Origin of the sequence: Burkholderia puraquae, assembly GCF_002099195.1 — a bacterium.
Taxonomy (GTDB): Bacteria; Pseudomonadota; Gammaproteobacteria; order Burkholderiales; family Burkholderiaceae; genus Burkholderia; species Burkholderia puraquae.
Map to the genome: position 1 here is coordinate 24,356 of NZ_NBYX01000022.1, position 21,250 is coordinate 45,605.

General features: G+C 67.3%; 18 protein-coding genes and 1 pseudogene. 14 read left to right on the forward strand and 5 right to left on the reverse strand.

The annotated features are described in order from the left end of the window. Nucleotides 1–163: 163 nt before the first annotated feature. The 5 genes from B7G54_RS30675 (at nucleotide 164) to B7G54_RS30695 (ending at nucleotide 6,010) form a co-directional block, all read left to right on the forward strand. Nucleotides 164–1,243: an aromatic ring-hydroxylating dioxygenase subunit alpha gene (locus B7G54_RS30675; protein ID WP_085042546.1), complete on the forward strand. Its 1,080-nt coding sequence runs from the start codon at nucleotides 164–166 to the stop codon at nucleotides 1,241–1,243. After that, complete coding sequence (locus B7G54_RS30680) at nucleotides 1,240–2,205, forward strand: PDR/VanB family oxidoreductase (protein ID WP_085042450.1); 966 nt, start codon at nucleotides 1,240–1,242, stop codon at nucleotides 2,203–2,205. The genes B7G54_RS30675 and B7G54_RS30680 overlap by 4 nt, the downstream gene beginning before the upstream one ends. A 48-nt stretch (nucleotides 2,206–2,253) precedes the next feature. After that, entirely contained in the window at nucleotides 2,254–3,315 is a 1,062-nt protein-coding gene (locus B7G54_RS30685; RefSeq protein ID WP_085042452.1) for an aromatic ring-hydroxylating oxygenase subunit alpha, read from the forward strand. A 157-nt stretch (nucleotides 3,316–3,472) separates the two neighbouring features. Continuing rightward, nucleotides 3,473–4,816, forward strand: a complete 1,344-nt coding sequence (locus tag B7G54_RS30690) for an MFS transporter (RefSeq protein WP_085042454.1) — start codon at nucleotides 3,473–3,475, stop codon at nucleotides 4,814–4,816. Nucleotides 4,817–4,918: 102 nt separating this feature from the next. After that, entirely contained in the window at nucleotides 4,919–6,010 is a 1,092-nt protein-coding gene (locus tag B7G54_RS30695) for a porin (RefSeq protein ID WP_085042456.1), read from the forward strand. 26 nt (nucleotides 6,011–6,036) lie between these two features. On the opposite strand, the gene B7G54_RS30700 is transcribed toward B7G54_RS30695, so the two are convergent. Beyond that, nucleotides 6,037–6,483 (reverse strand): hypothetical protein, encoded by a 447-nt coding sequence (locus B7G54_RS30700; protein ID WP_085042458.1) that lies wholly within the window; start codon nucleotides 6,481–6,483, stop codon nucleotides 6,037–6,039. A 416-nt stretch (nucleotides 6,484–6,899) separates the two neighbouring features. Here B7G54_RS30700 and B7G54_RS30705 point away from each other — a divergent pair, with 416 nt between their 5' ends. After that, nucleotides 6,900–9,071 carry a TonB-dependent siderophore receptor gene (locus tag B7G54_RS30705; protein WP_085042460.1) on the forward strand — a complete coding sequence of 724 codons (2,172 nt, stop codon included), beginning with the start codon at nucleotides 6,900–6,902 and terminating at the stop codon, nucleotides 9,069–9,071. A gap of 480 nt (nucleotides 9,072–9,551) precedes the next feature. Continuing rightward, nucleotides 9,552–10,754, forward strand: coding sequence for a multidrug effflux MFS transporter (locus B7G54_RS30710; protein ID WP_085042462.1), 1,203 nt, complete (start codon nucleotides 9,552–9,554; stop codon nucleotides 10,752–10,754). A gap of 33 nt (nucleotides 10,755–10,787) precedes the next feature. Here B7G54_RS30710 and B7G54_RS30715 read toward each other — a convergent pair whose 3' ends face one another. Beyond that, complete coding sequence (locus B7G54_RS30715; protein WP_085042464.1) at nucleotides 10,788–11,663, reverse strand: LysR family transcriptional regulator; 876 nt, start codon at nucleotides 11,661–11,663, stop codon at nucleotides 10,788–10,790. Nucleotides 11,664–12,059: 396 nt separating this feature from the next. On the opposite strand from B7G54_RS30715, the gene tetH reads away from it, so the two are divergent. The 4 genes from tetH to B7G54_RS30740 are packed head-to-tail and all read left to right on the forward strand — an operon-like array spanning nucleotide 12,060 to nucleotide 15,599. Continuing rightward, on the forward strand, nucleotides 12,060–12,851 hold the full coding sequence (gene tetH, locus B7G54_RS30725) for a thiosulfate dehydrogenase (protein ID WP_085042468.1): 792 nt from the start codon (nucleotides 12,060–12,062) through the stop codon (nucleotides 12,849–12,851). Nucleotides 12,852–12,859: 8 nt separating this feature from the next. Beyond that, on the forward strand, nucleotides 12,860–13,918 hold the full coding sequence (locus B7G54_RS30730; RefSeq protein ID WP_085042470.1) for a molybdate ABC transporter substrate-binding protein: 1,059 nt from the start codon (nucleotides 12,860–12,862) through the stop codon (nucleotides 13,916–13,918). Nucleotides 13,919–13,977: 59 nt separating this feature from the next. Further along, complete coding sequence (locus B7G54_RS30735; RefSeq protein ID WP_085042472.1) at nucleotides 13,978–14,661, forward strand: c-type cytochrome; 684 nt, start codon at nucleotides 13,978–13,980, stop codon at nucleotides 14,659–14,661. Further along, on the forward strand, nucleotides 14,658–15,599 hold the full coding sequence (locus tag B7G54_RS30740) for a c-type cytochrome (RefSeq protein WP_085042474.1): 942 nt from the start codon (nucleotides 14,658–14,660) through the stop codon (nucleotides 15,597–15,599). The genes B7G54_RS30735 and B7G54_RS30740 overlap by 4 nt, the downstream gene beginning before the upstream one ends. A gap of 43 nt (nucleotides 15,600–15,642) precedes the next feature. On the opposite strand, the gene B7G54_RS30745 is transcribed toward B7G54_RS30740, so the two are convergent. Then, the gene (locus tag B7G54_RS30745) at nucleotides 15,643–17,565 is read right to left on the reverse strand and encodes an SMP-30/gluconolactonase/LRE family protein (RefSeq protein ID WP_085042476.1); all 1,923 of its coding nucleotides are present in this window, start codon (nucleotides 17,563–17,565) and stop codon (nucleotides 15,643–15,645) included. 59 nt (nucleotides 17,566–17,624) lie between these two features. Here B7G54_RS30745 and B7G54_RS39215 point away from each other — a divergent pair, with 59 nt between their 5' ends. Further along, nucleotides 17,625–17,885: a hypothetical protein gene (locus B7G54_RS39215; protein WP_165765638.1), complete on the forward strand. Its 261-nt coding sequence runs from the start codon at nucleotides 17,625–17,627 to the stop codon at nucleotides 17,883–17,885. A 134-nt stretch (nucleotides 17,886–18,019) separates the two neighbouring features. Here B7G54_RS39215 and B7G54_RS30750 read toward each other — a convergent pair. Both B7G54_RS30750 and B7G54_RS30755 read right to left on the reverse strand, forming a co-directional pair. Beyond that, nucleotides 18,020–18,450: pseudogene (locus B7G54_RS30750) on the reverse strand (GFA family protein). 100 nt (nucleotides 18,451–18,550) lie between these two features. Then, nucleotides 18,551–19,744, reverse strand: coding sequence for a porin (locus B7G54_RS30755; protein ID WP_085042478.1), 1,194 nt, complete (start codon nucleotides 19,742–19,744; stop codon nucleotides 18,551–18,553). A gap of 304 nt (nucleotides 19,745–20,048) precedes the next feature. On the opposite strand from B7G54_RS30755, the gene B7G54_RS30760 reads away from it, so the two are divergent. Beyond that, nucleotides 20,049–20,681, forward strand: coding sequence for a LysE family translocator (locus B7G54_RS30760; protein ID WP_085042480.1), 633 nt, complete (start codon nucleotides 20,049–20,051; stop codon nucleotides 20,679–20,681). Between the two features lie 12 nt (nucleotides 20,682–20,693). Then, nucleotides 20,694–21,227, forward strand: coding sequence for a GNAT family N-acetyltransferase (locus B7G54_RS30765; protein WP_085042482.1), 534 nt, complete (start codon nucleotides 20,694–20,696; stop codon nucleotides 21,225–21,227). Nucleotides 21,228–21,250 lie beyond the last annotated feature (23 nt).

Consider the following 21,250-nt stretch of genomic DNA (forward strand, 5'->3'; position numbering starts at 1 on the left):
CGCGCGCCGACGGCATGGCGCTGCCTCGCGCCATTTCCCGGGAAAACCAGTATACCGCTCGCCTTGCCTCGGTCATTCTCGATGCGTACACTGAATCTCATTCAGTACACGGAATGAAAAGATGCCGCGTACCGGCGGCATCGACCTGATGGAGACGAAGAACGTGTTTCTCAAGAATGCTTGGTACGTGGCGTGCACGCCCGATGAAATCGACGGCAAGCCGCTGGGCCGCAAGATCTGCAACGAGTCGATGGTGTTTTACCGCGCGGTGGATGGCCAGGTCGCCGCGCTCGAGGACTTCTGCCCGCACCGCGGCGCGCCGCTGTCGCTCGGATTCGTGCGCGACGGCGTACTCGTGTGCGGCTATCACGGGCTGGAAATGGGCTGCAACGGCAAGGCGGCCGGCATGCCGGGCCAGCGCGTCGGCGGCTTCCCGCCGATTCGCAGCTTCCCGGTGGTCGAGCGATACGGATTCATCTGGGTCTGGCCGGGCGATGCGTCGGCAGCCGATCCCGCCAAGCTGCCCGCGCTGGCATGGGCCGAGGATCCGGCCTGGGCCCACGGCGGCGGCCTGTATCACATCCGTTGCGACTACCGACTGATGATCGACAACCTGATGGACCTCACGCACGAAACGTACGTGCATGCGACGAGCATCGGCCAGAAGGAAATCGACGAAGCGCCGCCGAAGACGACCAGCCACGGCGACGAAGTCGTCACGAGCCGCTTCATGGAGAACGTGATGCCGCCGCCGTTCTGGCAGATGGCGCTGCGCGGCAACGGGCTGGCCGACGACGTGCCGGTCGATCGCTGGCAGATCTGCCGCTTCACGCCGCCGAGCCACGTGATGATCGAAGTGGGCGTCGCGCATGCAGGCCACGGCGGCTACGACGCGCCGGCCGAGCTGAAGGCGTCGTCGATCGTGGTCGATTTCATCACGCCCGAGACGGACACCTCGATCTGGTACTTCTGGGGGATGGCGCGCAACTTCCGCCCCGACGATCACGCGCTGACCGCCGAGATCCGCGAAGGCCAGGGCAAGATCTTCGCCGAGGATCTCGAGATGCTCGAGCGCCAGCAGCTCAACCTGGAGAAGTGGCCCGATCGCAAGCTGCTCAAGCTCAACATCGATGCTGGCGGCGTGCTGTCGCGCAAGGTGATCGAGCGGCTGCTCGCCGACGAGAACGCGTCGAGCCCGCAGCGGCCCGTGATTCCGGTCGCGCAGATCAAGGAGGTGTCGTGAGCACCGCGACGCTGACGGTACGGGTGGCCCGCAAGTGGCAGGAAGCACGCGACATCTGCGGCTTCGAATTCGTCAGCGATGACGGTTCGCCGTTGCCGCGCTTCGACGCCGGCGCGCATATCGACGTGCATTTGCCGGGCGGGCTCGTGCGCCAGTATTCGCTGTGCAATCACCCGGAGCACGGCGACCGCTATCAGATCGCGGTGCTGCGCGATGCCGACGGTCGCGGCGGGTCGCGCGCCATCCACGACGAAGTCCGGCAAGGCGATACCGTGCGGATCGGCCTCCCGCGCAATCAATTCCCGCTCGCCCCCGACGCGCCGCACCACCTGTTGCTCGCGGGCGGGATCGGCGTCACGCCGATCCTCAGCATGGCGGAGCGGCTGTTCTCGTCCGGCATGCCGTTCGACATGCACTACTGCGCGCGCTCGACCGATCGCATGGCGTTCGTCGAGCGGATCAACGCAGCCGGGTTCCATGACCGCACCCGCTTCCATGTCGACGACGGCGACCCCGCGCAACGCTTCGACCTGGCCTCGGTGCTCGCCGCGGCACCCGCAGGCACGCACTTGTACGTCTGCGGCCCGCGCGGCTTCATGGATGCGGTGCTGAGCGCCGCGCGCGAGCGCGACTGGGCGGACGAGCGGCTGCATTACGAGTTCTTCGGCGGCGCGGTTGCGTCGTCCGGCGCGGATCGTGCGTTCCAGGTCCGGATCGCGAGCAGCGGCAAGGTGATCGACGTGCCCGCCGAATGCACGGTGGTCGCGGCGCTGGCGGCCAACGGCGTCGACGTGCTGACGTCGTGCGAGCAAGGCGTATGCGGCACCTGCATGACGCGCGTGCTGGAAGGCGAGCCTGATCATCGCGATTCGTATCTGACGGAAGCGGAACAAGCGGCCGGCGACCAGTTCATGCCGTGCTGTTCGCGATCGCGAACCGACCTGCTGGTACTCGATCTGTAGACGGACCGCGCGGCGCGCGGCGGAAAACCACCATACTGGAGACGATCAATGGCGCATCATGCCGGACCACCAATCAACACTACTAAGTTTCCGGTCGACCGATGGTGGGTCGCCGCGCTGTCATCCGAACTGACGGACCAACCCGTCGCGCGCACGCTGCTCGGCCGCCCGGTCGTGCTGTTCCGCCTGCCGTCCGGGGAAGTCGGTGCGCTGGAGGATCGCTGCTGCCACAAGTCGCTGCCGCTGTCGTGCGGCTCGCTCGAAGCGCGCGGCCTGCGCTGCGGCTATCACGGCCTGCTGTTCGACCGCGGCGGCGCCTGCGTGGAGATTCCCGGCCAGGACCGGATTCCGGCCAAGGCATGCGTGGCGTCGTATCCGGTGCAGGAGCAGGACGCGATCGTGTGGATCTGGATCGGTGCCGACGCGCACGCTCAACCGGCCTGCGCGCCGCCGCGCTATCCGTTCCACGCGGATCCGCATTACCGGTTCGGCGGCGGCCACTACCATTACGACGCGCCGTATCAGCTGATTCACGACAACCTGATGGACCTGAGCCACCTCGGCTATGTCCACCTGAAAACGATCGGCGGCAACGCGTCGCTGCACATGGGCGCGGAAACCCGCGTCAGCACTGACGGCAACACGGTGACGCTGGTCCGCCGGATGCCGGATTCGGAGCCGCCGCCGACCTACACCGCCGCATGGCCGTTCGCGGGCCGCGTCGATCGCTGGCAGGAAATCGAATTCCACGTGTCGCACATCCGGATCTGGACCGGCGCGATGGATGCCGGCACCGGCGACCTGCACGATCCGGCGCGCGGCGGCTTTCACATGCGCGGCTTCCACGGCATCACGCCCGAGACGGAAACGACGACGCACTACTTCTGGACCGTCGCGACCAATCCGCAGCACGACATCGAACGCGTCGCGCAAACGGTCATCGAGCAATCCGCTGCGACGTTCGACGAGGACAAGACCGTGATCGAAGCGCAATACAGGAATCAGCTGCGGTTTCCGGACGGCCGCCAGATCGACATTCATGTCGATGCGGGCCCCAATCGCGCGCGGCGCGTGATCGAGCGGCTGCTGCTGCAACCCGAACCCGCGTAGCCATCGCGGCGGCGCACGAACGACGCCCGACGGTCGCGGCCGGCGAAGCCCGGGCTGCCCGCCAGCCCGCGTAATCGCTTTCGTCCCATTCGCTACGGCAATGCGTCGATTTCATCCCATTCAATTAGTCATACTATTCTTATGAAGGATCTTTGACGTGAGCGCAAATATCCGCAATACGATCGACGAATCACCGATGAGCGCGTTCCAGACGATGGCGGTCACGGCCTGTGTCGTGCTGAACATGCTCGATGGCTTCGACGTGCTGGCCATCGCGTTTGCCGCGCCGCATCTGGCGGCCGAGTGGAAACTGAACGGCAAGGAAATCGGCCTGCTGCTCAGCGCCGGGCTGGCCGGCATGGGCATCGGCTCGGTACTGATCGCGCCGCTGGCCGACCGCGTCGGCCGCCGCCGCATCATCCTGCTCTGCCTCGCCGTGATCTCGACCGGGATGCTCGCCTGCGCGGCCACGCACAGCACGCTGCAACTCGCCGTCGCGCGTGCGTATACGGGGCTCGGCATCGGCGGCATGCTGGCGAGCCTGACCGTCATCAGCGGCGAGTACGCATCGAACAAATGGCGCAGCGCCGCGATCGGCATGCAGTCGGCCGGCTACGCGATCGGCGCCACCGCCGGCGGCGTCATCGCCGGCTACCTGCTGTCGATGTGGGGATGGCGCAGCGTGTTCGCGTTCGGCGGCATCCTGACCTTGCTGTCGATCCCGATGGTGCTCGCATTGCTGCCGGAATCGCTCGACTTCCTGCTGGCGAGGCGTCCGGACAACGCGCTGCAGAACATCAACCGCATCCTCGCAAGAATGAAGCGCGCGCCGATCGACACGCTGCCGGCCGCGGCCTCGTCCATCGACACGGCGAGCCCCGCGTCGAACTGGACAGCCGTGCTGCGCGCACCGCTCGCGCGCCGCACGATTGCGCTGTGGATCGCGTTCTTCCTCGTGATGGGCAGTTTCTACTTCGTCGTGAGCTGGACGCCGAAGCTGCTGGTCCAGGCCGGGCTATCGGCATCGCAGGGCGTGACCGGCGGCGTGCTGCTCAACCTCGGCGGCATTGCGGGCGCCTCGCTCTTCAGCCTGCTGTCGACGCGGTTCGGCCTGCGCAACCTTTTGGGCGCGACACTGCTGCTGGGCGGCGCGCTGATGGTCGTGTTCGGCGCGAACACCGGCTCGCTCGGCATCGGGATGACCGTCGCGGTGTTCCTCGGCGCCGTGATCAATGCGTGCGTGGCCGGCATGTACGCGCTGTCGCCGACGCCGTACCCCGCCGAAATCCGCACGACCGGCATCGGCCTCGCGGTCGGCATCGGCCGCCTCGGCGCGATCCTGTCGCCGATGACGGTCGGTGCGCTGCTGGACGACGGCTGGTCCGTGTCGCATCTCTATTTCGCGTTCCTCGTGCCGATGGCCGGCGCGGCAATCGCCGTCGCCGTGGCGGGCACACATGCCGCGGCACCGCGCCGGCAACGCGACCCGGCGATGTCGTAACGCGCGACACCCGCAGTCCTGCCGATACCCGTCGGCATCCCGGATACGTCCGGGTCATTAAAAAAATCGATAAGCATATCTACATACTGTTTGGAGACAGCCATGAAAACGAAACTGGGCGTCGCACTCGCGACGGCGATCGCGCTGGCCGGACCGGCCTGCGCGCAAAGCAGCGTCACGCTGTACGGGATCATCGATACCGGCGTGTCCTACTACAACAACGCCGCGCACGGCGGATCGTTCACGGGCATGCCGACGCTGACCGGCGAGGTGCCGTCACGGTGGGGGCTGAAAGGCACGGAGGATCTCGGCGGCGGCTACCAGGCCTTCTTCGTGCTCGAAAACGGCTTCCAGCCCGGCACCGGCGCACTGAACTACGGCGGGCGCCTGTTCGGGCGGCAGGCGAACGTGGGCGTGAACAGTCCGTTCGGCGCGCTGACCCTCGGCCGCCAGATGAACATGTCGATGATCGTGCTGACCAATGCCGACGTGATCGGCCCGTCGATTCACTCCATGGCGGATTTCGATTCCTATCTGCCGAACGCGCGCAGCGACAATGCGATCGGCTACAAGGGCACGTTCCACGGCGTGACGCTCGGCGCCACCTACAGCTTCGGCCGCGACGCGGCCGGGCCGGCAGGGCCGTCGGCGACGGGCTGTGCCGGACAGGTACCAGGCGACATCGTCGCCTGCCGCCAATACACGGCGATGCTCGCGTATGACGCGAGCAATTTCGGGCTCGCCGCGTCGCACGACGTGATGCGCGGCGGCGGCGGCGCGCTCGCCCCGCTGAACAATCCGGCGTACACCGACACGCGCGACATCGTCGCCGGCTACGTGAAAATCGGCCCCGCGAAACTGGGCGCCGGATGGATCCGCCGCAACCTCGCGGCGGCCGAGCACCTGCAGGCCGATATCGTGTTCGCGGGCGGCACGTACTATGCAACGCCGTACCTCGCGCTCGACCTGCAGGGCGTGCGCTACCTGCAGCGTCGCGAAAGCAGCGAAGGCACGAACGCCACGCTGCTCGTCGGCCGCGCGAACTATTTCCTGTCCAAGCGGACGACCGTCTATACGTCGGTGGGCTACATGTTCAACAGCACGCTGGCTGCGAACGCGGTCGCCGCCGGCGGGACGGTCGGTACCGGGATGAACCAGCTCGGCGTGATGGCCGGCATCCAGCAGAAGTTCTGAACGCCGGACACCGCGCCAGCGCATCCTCAATTGGCAAGCCGGCAGTGCGAGAGCTTCAACCCCGGCAGCACCGGCGCATCGATATAGCCTTCGTTCACGCAACTGAAGCGGAACGCCGCCGACGTGACGAACGGCTTGATCTCGCCGCCGGGGAATTTCGGCTTCAGCGCATCCTGGTCGGCCACGTCGAAATGCGTGTCGAACTGCTCGCCGTCCGCCGTCAGCGCACCGAAATAGGTGCCGCCCGGATCGCCGCCCATCCGGATCACGGCGCCGACGAACACGAGGCGCTTGCCGTCGTACTTCGTCTTCGCGGCAGCCATGTCCTGCGTATAGGCCTCGATCAAGGCGCCGTAGTGCGCGTCGATGGCGGGCTCGGTGTCCGGCGCGGCGCAGGCGTACGGGTGAACGCCCGCCAGCATCATGCATGCAGCCAGCGCGGCCGTCTTGAACGGCGCGGAAATCTTTTTCATAGGTGGTCTCCGGTCAAGCGTGGTGGTTGAAGTGATTGAACGCGGCGCTGCGCCGGCTGCCCGGCACGACGCCCGATGAATGCGCTTCCGTTGCTTTAATCGTTCGAATGGCGGAACACGGCTGCGATCACTTCACCATCCGCATGGTCGTGTGCGGTGCGCAGCGTCGCGCGGCACGCGACGTGACAGGAAGATGACATGGTGCGGCCCCCGGCTCTCTCATTGAATTTCACTGCGTCTGATTTTGGTCGCTACGGTAGCAGACGGCCGACGGCCCGGCAACCAAGGCCCGTATGCCGTCGATCGCCTCATTACAATTGCAAACGATTCTCATTACGTATATTATCCGCACCTTGGCCGCGGCGAAACGCTGCGCCCCGCGACACGATCCTTAGCACTCCGTCCAGCATCGATTCATGCCATCCCGTCGAACGCCCCACCGCGCCCGGACCCTGCGTCCGTGGCACACGAGCCTGCCTGCCCTGATCACTCTTTGCGTCGCCAGCGGCACGCATGCATCCGCCGCCGAGCCCGCCGCCGCTTCCACCTCCACCCCCGCGACACCGGCCGCGCGCGAACTCCCGGCCATCAGCGTCACCGCATCGGCAGCCGTCGATCCGACGGTCGGCTATCAGCCGCGCACCACGAGCATCGCGGGCGGCGACAACCGTTCGATCAAGGAGATTCCGCAATCGGTCGCGGTGGTCAGCAGCAGCGTGATGCAGGATCAGCAGGCGCGCTCGCTCGACGACGTGCTCGGCAACATCAGCGGCGTCACGCAGACGAACACACTCGGCGGCACACGCGACGCGTTCATCAAGCGCGGCTTCGGGTCGAACAACGACGGCTCCGTACTCGTCGACGGCGTACGCACACCGGTGCTGCACAGCTATCTCGCGACGATCGACCGCGTCGAAGTGCTGAAGGGCCCGGCATCGCTGCTCTACGGGATGCAGGATCCGGGCGGCGTGATCAACCTCGTCACGCGCAAGCCGGAAGATACGTTCGGCGGCTCGATTTCCGCATCGCGTACGAGCCACGGCGGCAGCAGCGCGACGTTCGATCTCACGGGCCCGCTCGGCAAGCCGGGCCAGGTCGCGGGCGGCACGCTCGCGTTCCGGCTGACCGGCCAGTACGACACGAGCCGCTACTGGCGCAGCTTCGGCCGCCAGCGCGACGCGCTGATCGCGCCCGCGTTGTCGTGGCACGACGCGAACACGTCGATCGACGTCAGCTACCAGTACGTCGACTACACGACGCCGTTCGATCGCGGCACCGTGCTCGTGAACGGCCAGCTCGACGATGCGCTGCGCTATCGCCGCTACGAGGAAGCGTGGTCGCAGAGCAACGGCATCCAGGAAACGCTGCGCGCGCGCGTCGAGCACCGCTTCTCCGATGCGTGGCGCGTGCGCGCGACCTACGGCTGGGGCCGCGATCGCTACGATCAGACCATCACCCGCGCCACCGCGTTCAACAGCACGACCGGCGCACTGACGCGCTCGTCCGATGCAAACCTCGGGCGCAACGATTCCGACCAGATTGCGACGCTCGGCCTGCTCGGCAACGTGACGCTCGCCGGGATGAACCACGCGATCTACATCGGCAGCGAATACGAGCGGCAGCGCAGCTTCCGCGGCGATACGATCCGCGGCAAGGCGACGAAGGGCTTCAATCTTTACGACCCCGTGTACGACCTGCTCGCGCCGGGCGGCACGCCGAACCCGAAGCAAAGCGATTCGCGCTCGGTGGTGCATGCGTATTCGATGGTCGTGCAGGACTCGGTGAAGCTCACCGAGCGCCTCACCGCGGTGGGCGGGCTGCGCTGGGAAAACTGGCAGCAGGAATCGGGAATGGGGCGGCCGTTCGTGTTCGCCGACCGCTCGCGCGGCACCGTGTGGCTGCCGCAGTTCGGGCTCGCGTATGCGCTCACGCCGGCGCTGACCGCCTACGCGAACGTGAGCCGCTCGTTCAAGCCGAACGTCGCCACGAACGTCGCCGCGCCGCTCGCACCGGAATACGGCCGCGTGCTCGAGGCCGGGCTGAAGTTCAGCCTGAAGCCCGCGATCACCGGCACGCTCGCGGTCTACCAGATCGACAAGCGCAATGTCGCAGTCACGGTCGGCGATCTCACGTCGACGATCGGCACCGCACGCTCGCGCGGGATCGAGCTCGACGTCGCGGGGCAGATCACGCGCCACCTGAGCGTGATCGGCAGCTATGCGTATACGAACGCGACCGACCGCGACAGCAACACGCCGCTCGTCAACGTCGCACGCCACACGGGCAGCCTGTTCGCGGTGTACGACACGGCGATCGCGAACCTGCCCGGCCGCTGGCGCTTCGGCGGCGGCGCACGTCTCGTCGGCGCGCGCTCCGGCGACACCGCGAACAGCTTCACACTGCCCGGCTACGTGACCGTCGACGCGTTCGCCGCCTACGAAACGACGATCGGCAAGTTTCCGACGCGCTTCCAGCTCAACGTGAAGAACCTGCTCGACAAGACCTACTACCCGTCGAGCAACAACAACCTGATCGTCGCGGTCGGCGAGCCGCGGCTCGTCACGCTGACGACGACGGTATCGTTCTGATGGTCTGATGACCCGATGCGTGCGTGGGCCGGCCGGCAAATGGCGGCCCACGCGCAAGATCGGCATTGGCGGCCGCTCGTCAAGTGCAGCGGCTCGCCCTCTCCCCAGCGCAACACCCCGGCCGCTTCGTGATCGGTCGCGGCCAATCCGCGCGCGTTGTGCCGGACAACAACGCGGCGACGAAACATCGCTCGATCATCCGGCGAAACAAGGGCGACAGCGACGCGCCTCGTTGCTCGCCGCCAACACCCGCGCCCGATTTCTCTTGACCAGCGTCCCGCACGACACCTGGCGCCCTCCTCCGCACGCCTTCCCGGCACCCGCTTCGCCGCCCGCGAAAATGCATTCGAGCGATGCAATTCCGCCGGCTCCCGAACCGCATCGCACGCCGTATGATCGCCCCGGCCTTTTCTCAAGGCTGCCCAAGGCGCGTCGCCCTCTCCCTCCGCTCACGCGCTCCGCCACCACCACCCAGCGAACATGTCCCACTTCTCACTCATCCTCGTCGTCTCCCTGTTGAGCGCCTTTGGCCTGATCGCGTCCGACGTCTACCTGCCCGCGATGCCGTCGATGGCCCACGAGTTTTCGATCGGCGCATGGCAGATGCCGCAGACGGTATCGGCCTACCTGATCGCGCTCGCCTGTGCGCAACTGTTCTACGGCCCGCTCTCCGATCGATGGGGGCGCAAACCCGTGCTGACGGTCGGCATCGTCCTGTACATCCTCGGCTCGATCGGCTGCGCGAGCGCCAGCGGCTTCGCGAGCTTTCTCGCATGGCGCGTCCTCGAAGCGCTCGGCGCAGCGTCCGGCCTCGTCATCGGCCGCGCGATCATCGCCGACACCTGCGACAAGAACGCATCCGCGAAGGTCTACAGCATCGTCTATCCGCTCGTGTCGCTGTCTCCGGCGATCGCCCCCGCGATCGGCGGATACCTGGCTGCGTGGTTCGGGTGGCGGAGCGATTTCATTTTCGTCGCCGCGTTTGGCGTCGTCGCGCTCGCGCTCGTCCAGCTTCTTCTGAAGGAAACGCGGCCGCCCGTCACGCCAGGGCAACATCGCGCCGTGCCGCTGGCCGGCTTCGCCGACGTGCTCGGCGACCGGGCATTCATCCGATACACGCTCGTCGTCTGCGCGATCTATTGCGCGTGGTTCGTCTACCTGACGCAGTCGCCGTTCATCTTCTCCGGCCTCGGCCTGTCGGAACGGCAAAGCGGCTGGCTCTATCTGCCGCTGACCGCCGGCATCGTTTCCGCCAACATGATCTCGCGCCGCATGCTCGACCGGATGTCCTACGACGCGATCGTCGTGGCCGGCATCGGCTGCTTCGCGGCCGGCGGCATCGCGTTCGCCCTGTGCGAATCGTGGCACGTCAAGGGCATCCTCTCGATCGTGATGCCGATGTTGCTCGTCAGCCTGTCGAACGGATCGTCGCTGTCGCTCGCCGTGTCGGGCGCCATCGCGAGCGAACACGGGCGCGCGGCCACGGCGTCCGGGCTCGTCGGCTTCTTCCAGATCGGCAGTGCGTCGCTCGCGGCCACCGTGTCCGGCGGCCTGCTCGGCACCGGCAGCCACGTGCTGGCGACGGCCATACCTTTCTTCGCAATCGTCGCGGCGGTCGCGATCGTGCCTCGCTGGTATGCTGCACGACGCACGCTTTCGATGCGCAAGGCCCAGCCACGATGAGCACCCGGCCCCGCACCGGCGAGCTCCCGGCCGCTATCGATAGCGGTCGAACGACGCAGCGATCTCGGCGGTGACGGCCCGAACGCGCGCCGTCCGGTTCAAGTCCGTATGCGACACGAGCCAAACCTGATACGGCGCGGATCGCGTTCGGTCGGGCCAGATTCGCACGAGCGCATCGTCCTCTTGCGCCCGATACACGGGAAGTTCGCCGATACCGATGCCCGACCGGATCGCGGTCGCCAGCATCAGGCTCGAACTCACTTGCGCAACGATGCGCCCGCGCTCCATCGGCTCGCCGCACAGCGTGTCGCCCTGATTGGACGTGACGGCGGGCTGGTAGACCACCAGGTCATGCCCGTCGAAAGCCGACCCGATCACGGGCGCGCCATGTGCATCCAGATACTCGCGACTCGCGAATAGCCCGACCTCCCACTCGGCCAGCTTCCGGCGCACGAGATCGGGGTTCTCCGGCATCACGGTTCGGATCGCGAGATCTGCGTCACGCCGGGTCAGGTTGAGCACCTGCACGGACGTCGTCAGGATCACGTGTATCGCGGGGCAGGTCCGTCGCAGCGACCGGATCGCGGGAATGACGAAATCCATCGCCAGCGAATCGGTTGTCGTCACCCGAACCTCACCTTCGAGGCGGTCGTCCGAGCCATGGACGCGACGCTCGAAGTCGCACGCCGCCCGCTCCATCGCTTGCGCCGCCTGCAGCGAATACTCGCCGATCTGCGTCACGACATAGCCGGACGATGTCTTGAGAAACAGCTTCGCGCCCAGCGCTTTCTCCAGCGCCGTCAGCCGTCGCCCCACGGTGGCCTGATCGACATCGAGCATGACTGCGGCCTCGCGCAGCGTTCCCGCGCGGTGAACTGCCAGAAAAACACGGGCATCGTCCCAGTTCATGGATAGCGTTCTCTCTCGGTAGAGCATGTGTGCATTTTGAAGGGCAATTATACAAGTCGATCCTCCGCTCCCCGTCGCACATAATCAGTCATCCCTATCAACAGGATGATCAATTCGCCGATCGAAACCGGAGCAGTCTGCTGGAAGGCCCTCAACGGCCCGGTGCTCCGAAAAAGGCCGGTTGCCACATTCGAACCGATGGTCGCCGCTCCGATCGCACCGCCCCTCGCCCTCCCGGCCTGTCGTCCAATCATCGGACCCTCGAATATCTCCCATCCGATATCGCGATTTTCCGTCTCGATCACGCGCCGCTAGACTGGGCTACGCATTCGCGACGCCGCATCGCCGTACGGCAACGCGACACGCCCCCACAACAACGATTCCGGAAGATAAGCCATGTCCGACCGGCATGCGCGCCGAGGCGCGCTCAAGACACTCGGCCTCGCGGCCGGCACCGCGCTGCTCGCCGCCGCGCGCCACGCTCACGCCGCGACGCCCGAAACCGGCGCGCTGCTGCCCGGCGGCGCCACGCACCTCGCCGACCTCACGCGCCGCCTCGCGGCCGCACCGAGGCGGCGCGACTTCAAGACGGTGCCGATGATCCTCGAACGCCCCGACCAGTGGGATCACGCAGCGCTCGCCGAAGTGACCGGCTACCGCGGCGGCCCGAAGCAGGTGTGGGACAACACCGAGCTCGGCGGCCCGTGGCTGAACCTGATGCGCAATTCGCTGAACGCGCAGATCTGGTCGTACCGCCATCCGGATTTCCTCGTCGTATCGGCCACGCACGGCAGCGCGCATCTCGCACTGTTCGACCAGGCCGCGTGGGACAAATACGGCCTCGCGAAATTCGCCGGCGCCGCGTTCCCGGCCAACACGCTGCTCGACGCGAAGCCCGCGCAATCGAAGGGCGCCCAGGACCACGCGTTGCCCGACGGCGCGTTCTCGTCGCACGACAACAGCCTCGCCGCGCTGCAGCAGCGCGGTGTCGTGTTCCTGTCGTGCCACAACGCGATCTGGGAACTCGCGGAACGGCTCGACGGCGCGAACATGAATCCCGGCAAACTGCCGCTCGATGCGCTCGCGGCCGACCTGACCAACCACGTGATCCCGTCGGCGATCGTCACGCCGGGCGCGGTCGGTACGCTGCCCGAACTGCAGCAGGCCGGCTTCACGTACGCAAAATGAGCCCCGCGATGACATCGATCCCCATGCAACCGCCACCACCGTCGCGCCGCCGGCGGCGCACGCTGCGCGCCGTGCTGGCCGCGTGGCTCTGCTGCGCATCGGCACTCCCGCTCGCCGCGCCCGCCGACACCGCGACGACCGTCTTCCCGCCCTGGCAGAACGGCCGCAACAACGACGCGACGCACCGCGGCCTCGAATTCACGGTGCCGCAGGTCGACGTGCTCGCCGATTTCCACGGCGACCTCACCGCACCGAAGCTCGTGCTGTTCGTCGGCGGCAACTATTTCTTCGCGATGGCGCCGCTCGTCGCGAAGTTCGAGGAAGACCATCCCGAGTACCGCGGCCGCATCTACTGGGAAACGATCCCGCCCGGCCTGCTCGTGAAGCAGATCCAGGCGGGCGGCACGATCACCGTCGGCAACATGACGTGGACGGTCAAGCCCGATGCGTACTTCGCCGGGCTCGGCAAGATCAACGGGCTGATCGCGGACGGCACGCTCGCCGGCCCGGCCGTGCCCTACGTGACGAACCAGTTGACGATCATGGTGCGCGCCGGCAATCCGAAGCGCATCGCATCGCTGAACGACCTCGCGCGGCCCGACGTGCAGCTTGCGATGCCCAATCCAGCATTCGAAGGCGTCGCTCGGCAGATCCGGGCGTCGCTCGTGAAGGCCGGCGGCGATGCGCTCGCGCGTACCGTCTACGACGACAAGGTGCGCGCCGGCACGACCGAGCTCACGCACATCCACCACCGGGAAACCGCGCTGTTCCTGATGCAGGGTCGCGCGGACGCGGGCGTGCTGTGGCAATCAGAATCGGCGTTCCAGGAACAGGTCGGGCATCCGCTGATGCACATCGACATTCCGGCCGAGCAGAATACGACGGCAATCTATGCGGGGGCGATGGTGAAGGATGCGCCGCATCCGGAGGCCGCGCGCAAGTGGCTCGGGTTCATCCAGTCGCCGGAAGCGTTCCGGATTTTCCAGCGCTACGGCTTCGGCCGATACGATGCGGCGACACCGGCGCAGCACCTCGCGCCGGAGCAGAAGCAACCCGGCGCGAGCTGACCGCGCGGCCGCGCCAGCAGTCCGGCGCGCGCACGCGACCGACAACAAGGAGGGGACACGTGAACGATACGGTGGACACACCGCGACGCCGGCTCGCGCCGCTGCTGCTCGCTGCGGCGACGCTGCTGGCCGGCCACGCGCGCGCGGACGACGCGACGCTCGGCAAGACGATCGCGACACAGGGCACGGCGACGGGCGTCGCCGCCTGCATCGGCTGCCACGGCAGCCAGGGCGAAGGCAATGCGGCCGGCTTCCCGCGCCTCGCGGGCACCCACGCCGCGTACCTGTCCGCGCAGCTTGCCGCGTTCGCGGACGGCAGCCGCCAGAACCCGGTCATGCAGCCGCTCTCGAAACTGCTGACGCCGCACGAACGCGATGCGGTATCCGCGTACTTCGCGAGCCTGCCCGCGCCGGCCGGCATCGTCGCCGCCGACGACACGTCGATCGATTCGGCGAACACCGGCGCGTGGCTCGCGACGCGCGGGCGCTGGTCGCAGGGCCTGCCCGCGTGCGCTCAATGCCACGGCCCCGGCGGCCTCGGCGTGGGCACCGCGTTTCCGCCGCTCGCGGGCCAGCCGGCCGCCTACATCGCCGGCCAGTTGAACGGCTGGAAACACGGCACGCGCCCACCCGGGCCGATGGCACTGATGCCGGCGATCGCCGGCAAGCTGTCCGACGCCGACATCGACGCCGTGGCCGCCTACTACGCGCGTGGAGGTGCCGCGCAGGGAGACAAGCGATGATCGACCGCACGACGCTGATCCGCCGCACCCGCGCGGCCCTGCTCGGCGCGGCCTGGATGCCCATGCTCGCATTCGCGGCCGCGCCGCAGGATGCACCGGCCGCCGCTTCCGCCCCCGCATCCGCACCAGCCGCAGTGGCACCGGCCGCCAGACTGTTCACGCCGCCCGCCGAATCCGCGATACCCGCCGACGAGTTCGGCAAGACCGTGAAGCTCGGCGAGCAGATCTTCCTGCACACGCCCGAGTTCGCGGGCAAGTACGTCGGCAACAAGCTGACCTGCGCGAGCTGCCACCTCGACGCGGGCCGCCGGCCCGATTCGAGCCCGATGTGGGCCGCGTACCTGCTATATCCGGCGTACCGCAGCAAGAACGGCCACGTGAACACGTTCGCGGAGCGCCTGCAGGGCTGCTTCCGTTACAGCATGAACGGCAAGGCGCCGCCGGCCGGCGACCCGATCCTCGTCGCGCTCGAGACCTATTCGTACTGGCTCGCGAAGGGCGCGCCGGTCGGCACGAAGCTGCCGGGGCAGGGTTTCCTGAAACTGCCGCCGCCCGCGCAGAAGGCCGACTATGCGCGCGGCGCCGCCGTCTACACGCAGCACTGCGCGCTGTGCCACGGGGCGGACGGCCAGGGCCAGTCGAGCGGCGGCAAGGCCGTCTTCCCGGCGCTGTGGGGCGCGCGTTCGTTCAACTGGGGCGCGGGGATGGGCGACATCCGCAATGCGGCCGGCTTCATCAAGGCCAACATGCCGCTCGGGCTCGGCGGCACGCTGACCGATCAGGAGGCGTGGGACGTCGCGACCTTCATGGACAGCCACGAACGTCCGCAAGACCCGCGCTTCACGGGCTCGGTGAAGAATACGCGCGCGAAGTTCCACGATTCGCCCGATTCGATGTACGGGCTGAGCGTGAACGGGCACATGCTCGGCGCGCCGTGATGCGGGCGCCGGGCAGGCCGGCCGGCCCGCACGGGCCGCGCGTTCACGGATGCCAGCGATACACGATCATGCTGGTGCCGTTGTAGTTGTCCTTCGTGATCACGTATTCGCCGGTCGAGCGCAGGTACGCGCGGAGCCCGTACATCGAGTCGACGTCGTTGCCGACGTCCATCGCCGACGTGTTCGAGTTGGTCAGCGTTGTCACGAGCGCGCCCGTGTTGAGATCGAACACGTCGACGTTCGGCACGGTGTGCACGTAGCCGACGAACAGGTAGTGGCCGGCCGCCGCGATCGATTTCGGGTTCGCGCTCGTCAGGTTGATCACCGGGTTCGGCGCGGTCGTGTTCCCGTTCTTCCAGCCGTGATAGACCTCGATGTGCCCGTTCATCGCGGTCCAGTCCCAGTTGTTCGCGAGGCCCTGCGCAAGGATCATCGTGTCGCTGTCCGCCTGGTAGACGATGCGCGTAGTCGGCGCCACGGTGCTCGGCACGGGCGTCGTCACCGGCTTGCCCCATGACGGCTTGCCGGTCGCGTCGAAGCCCGTCATCGGGTAGCGGGTAATCACGTTGGAGCCGTTCAGCCCGGCCCACACGTCGCCGTTGCCGTCGATGTCGAAACCGGTCGTGACCTGCAGCGTCGTGTTGAACGGCTTGCCGGGCAGCGAGCCGGCCGGATTCGCGATATAGCCGGTCGCCGGCGTGAAGTAGTAGAAATTGAAGTTGCCGGGGTTCTGGCCCGACGCGACGAGAATCCGGTTGCCGCCGACCGTCACGAGCTGGCCGAAGTGCTGGCCGCGCTGGTAGTCGTTCATGTCGAGGCGCGGGTCCTTCGGATAGGTGAACGGATCGACCGTGTTCGCGACGAACGTGCCGCCCGCCGAGCCCGTATACACGTTGTTGCCGCTGTAGAAGAACGCGCCGTCGGTCGCCGGGTCGGGTGCGGCGATCGCCTCGAAGTTCAGCGCCTGCAGCTTCCATTGCAGCACGCCCGTCGGGCTGTATGAATGAAGGTCGGTGCTGCCGTTGCGCCCGAGATCCCAGCCGCCGCCCCATGCGTTGTTGAGCACGTACAGGTTGCCGCCGGAATCCTTGCCGATGCCGACCACGCGCGTGAACCGCTTGTCGCCGACCTGCCCCTTGATGCCCGATGTCGTGTCGAGATAGCCGCCCTGCACGCCGAACGTGCCGATCTGCTGCGGCAACCCGGCGAGGCTGTAGATCTTGATGTTCATGTCGCGGCCCTGGTCGCCCACCAGCAACTGCCCCGTCGACGCGTCGAAATACAGCGCCGACGGCCGCGCGCCGGCCGCCATCTGGATCGTGTTCATCAGCGTGCCGGTCGCGCTGTACTGCACGACCACGCCCGCGCTCATGCGCGCCACCCACAGGTTGCCCGACGCATCGAGCGCCAGCGCGCCGGGGCCGGTCACGCCGATGTCGCGCTGCCAGACGCCGTCGGTCGTGTAGACGCGCACGCGGTTGCCGTAGAAATCGCTCGCGTACAGCAGGTTGCCGGCCGTCGCGAGGCCGGTGATCACGTCCGGGTTCGGGAGGCCCGTCCATGTGCTGACGGGGATGCGCAGGTCGCGCTGGTTCGTGCTGCGGTTGTAGCGGCCCACCGAGCCGCTGCCGAAGGTGCGGTTATAGCCGAGCGCGACGAACAGCGACGTCGCGTTGCCGGTGATCGCGCCGCCCTGGAATTCGTCGTGGATGCCGATCGTGCCCATCGTCTGGCCGTTCTGGTAGAGCGCGACGCCGCCCGCGTTCTCGTCCCAGCGCGACGCCGTGTAGATCACGCCTTCGGGCGCGACCCACATCGAGCGCGCGGCGTTGCCGACGTGCTGGGCCAGCGTGCCGTACGTGTTCGCGAGCCAGTCGGTCGAGTATTGCACCTGCGCATGACTCGCCGGCGCCAGCATCGCCATGCACATTCCCAGCAACGCCGCCCGAATTTGTTTCATTGACATGAATAATGCTCCCGAACGTTCAATTGTCGACACTGTAAATCGCGGCGCATGAAATATTGGTGATTCCGGATAAAGCGCATTCGCCGCCATCCCGAATTATTCACTCCGCGCTTTTTGCCGTCCGGCGCTTTTCCGTCAACGATGGTCAAACCCGCTCACCGCGCCGCAACGGCTTGCCGGCCGCACGGTTTCGGTGCTTTTTCCCCGGCATTTTCTTCCGGCTCGACCAATGCGAATGCGTCATTTTTTCTGAAATGCCCGCATTGCCTTTTTCATTCCCCGGAAATGGGCTCGATGATTACAAATCGAAATTAAAATGAAAGAGAAAAAATATTATCCGGCGCAATCGTCTTGTCGCGATTCAGCGCAACGGGCATGCGGAGGGAGGAAGGGGAACAACGGAGACGGCGAAGAGAACCGCACACCGGCCGTGCCGGCGCGCGGCTGCGGTCGTTCAGCGCGCGTCGTCGAGCGCCGGGCCGGCCCAGCCGTCGAGGAATTTCGGCAGCGCGTCGACGATGTCGATCACGCGGTGCCGGTAGAACACGTGCATCGCCGGTTGCAGGCCGCCGGGCAACTGCCCGCCGTGCGCACGCGCGGCCAGCTGTTCGGCACGACGCGCATGCCGGGCCGGTGGGTGCCGAACACGAACTCGCCGCACGACGCGCAGCACGTGCGCGACATCGGCTTCGCCGGATGCGGGAACGTCGCATGGCCGCCTTCGACGGCAACCTGCTCCGGCGGCCACGCGGTCGCCGGCCGCATCGGCGTGCCGTAGCAATCGCAGCCGGTCGCGCAATGGCCGTTCGCGCGCGCCGCCGGCTCGCCGTGCAGCGTCACGGCGACGGTTCCGCACAGGCAACTCGCGGAATGCGTTCGGGTCATGTGGTCTCCTCGAGGAAACGAGGCGACAGCATGGGAGCACGCGTGCAACGTTGCCAGCATCGGCTGCGGGCAACGTTGCGGCCGCAACGATCGCTACGCGTCAGAACTTCTGGCGCAGGCCGAGGCTGACGATGGCCTGCGAGCGCGAGTCGGACGAGTGGCCGTTCGCCTTGTCGGACACCGACGCGGTCGCGGCCACCGGCCGGCCGAGCGCGTCGAGCGTCATGCCCGATGCATGCTGGTACGCGCCGAGCAAGTACACGCTGGTGCGCTTCGACAGGTCGTAGACGGCACCGAGCGTGACGTTGTGATACTGCGCGCGGTCGTCCACGCCATCGACATCGCTGCCGCGCGTGTAGCTGTAGCCCGCGAACAGTTGCGTCTGCGGGCGCACGTTCCAGCGCGTGTACACGCCCGCGACGTTGAACGTCGCGTGGCCCGTGAACAGCGACTGGCCGCCGCTGCGGTACTGCACGTTGCTGTAGTTCACGCCGACGACGGCCGGGCCGAAGTCGTAGGTCGCACCGGTCGCGATGATCTGCTGCGATTGCGCGCTCGCATAGCCTTCGTTGATCGACGAGTTGAACAGGCCGTCGTCGGTACTCTGCCACTTGCCCGTCGTCGGGTCGGTCGCGCCCGTCTTGCTGTTGTCCGACCGCTCGTAGCCGACGCCGACGCGCAGCGGGCCCGCTGCGTACGCCGCGCCGACGCTCCATGTGTTGCGCTGCTTCATGCTGCCCGGCTGGCCGCCGAAGCCGTACAGCGCGCCGAACGTGAAGCCCGAGTAGTTGGCGCTCGTGTACTTGATCGAGCTGTCGACGCGCGCGGTCTGGTCGAGGTCGTCGATATCGCCCGGGTGTGCACCGAAGCCGCCGATATACGACGATGGGCCGACCGGGCTCACGAAGTCGTCGAGCGACGTGTACTGGCGGCCGAGCGTGACGGTGCCGTAGCGGTCGCTGCCGAGGCCGACGAACGCCTGGCGGCCGAACTGCCGGCCACCCTGGCCCGACGTGCCGTTCGCGATGTCGAAGCCGTTCTCGAGGACGAACAGTGCGCGCATCCCGCCGCCGAGATCCTCGGAACCCTTGATGCCCCAGCGGCTGCCGGACAGGTTGCCGGTCGTGAGCCCGACGCTCGAATGGCCGGTGTACGCGCCCGCCGAGCCGGCCCGTTCGTTGCTGCGATAGGTCACGCCCGCATCGACGATGCCGTACAGCGTGACGGAGCTTTGCGCGGCGGCGATGCCCGCGAGCGAGAGCAGCAGCGGGGCTGCGATCAGTTGCTTGTTCATGATTGTCGTGTCTCCGGGCGGTGAACCCGTTGTTCTGGCTGTCAGTTGCGAGTAGCGCGCGGGCGGCGAGATCCGCCGGCGGTGCGAGGCCGGCGGCGTCCGCGCGCGACGACGCGGCGGGCATGCCCGCTGCGGCCGCCATGGTAGATGGAACCGGTTCCCGTCGATAGCGGAATAATGAAAACAGTTTCTTGCCAAAATCGAGATAGTCGAACGGGCGGCCGCGTGCGCAGCGCGCCGCACCTGTACAGCCTGGGCGGGCGCGGCCGATAATCGAACGCCGCCGTTCATCGGGAGTGCCTTCATGCATGAAACGACCCTGCTGATCTTTGCCGCCGTCGCATTCGTCGGCATCGCGACACCCGGCCCGACCGTGCTGCTCGCGCTGACCAACGGCTCGCGCTACGGCGTGCGCCGCGCGGCCTACGGCTTCGCGGGCGCGATGCTGTCCGACTTCGTGCTGATCGTCGCGGTTGCGCTCGGCCTCGGCGCGCTGCTGATGGCGTCGGCGTTCTGGTTCTCGGTGGTGAAGTGGCTCGGCGCCGCGTACCTCGCGTATGTCGGCATCCGGCTGCTGATGTCGACGGGTTCGCTCGACGTCGCCGCCGCGCACGACGGCGCGGCATCCGGGCGCAACGCATCGATCTTCGCGAAGAGTTTCCTCACGGCGGTGACGAACCCGAAGGGCTATCTGTTCTTCTCCGCCTTTTTGCCGCAGTTCCTGGATCTGTCCGCGCCGCTCGCGCCGCAATACGTCGCGCTCGCGATCACGTTCGCGCTGCTCGACGGGTTCGTGATGTTCGGCTACGCGCTGCTCGGCGCACGCGCGGTGCGGCTGCTGAAGCGCGCGGGGGCGCTGTGGCTCGAACGCACCTGCGGTGCGATGCTGCTCGCGCTCGCCGGGTCGCTGGCGCTGTACCGGCGTCATGCGGCATAGGCGCGGATTCCGATGAAAATCGCTGCGCCGCCGCGCTCCGGCGTTCCCGGCCTGTCGCTCCGCCAGATCGAACGCGCCGACCTCGACGCGTGGTACGCGTACCTGACGAACCCCGACGTCTACCGCCACACGAGCTGGAACCTGCGCTCGCCCGACGATCTGCTGCCGCTGTTCGACGCCATCGAATCGACGGCCCCCGATTCGATCCGGCGTCTCGCCGTGATCGACGATGCATCGGGCGTGCTCGCCGGGACGATCGGCCTGCATACCGTATCGACCGTGAACCGCTCGGCGGAAATCGCCTACGATCTCGCACCGTCGCACTGGGGGCGCGGGATCGCGAGCGCACTGTGCGAGGCCGTGACCGCGTGGGCATTCGCCGAGGGCTTCATGCGCATGCAGGCCGTCGTGCTGACCAGCAATGCGGGCTCCGCACGCGTGCTGCAGAAGTGCGGCTACCGCTACGAAGGGCTGTTGCGCGCGTACAAGATGGTGCGCGGCACGCCCGGCGATTTCGCGATGTACGCACGCCTCGCGACCGACTGACGCGTTACCCGCGGCTTCACGTC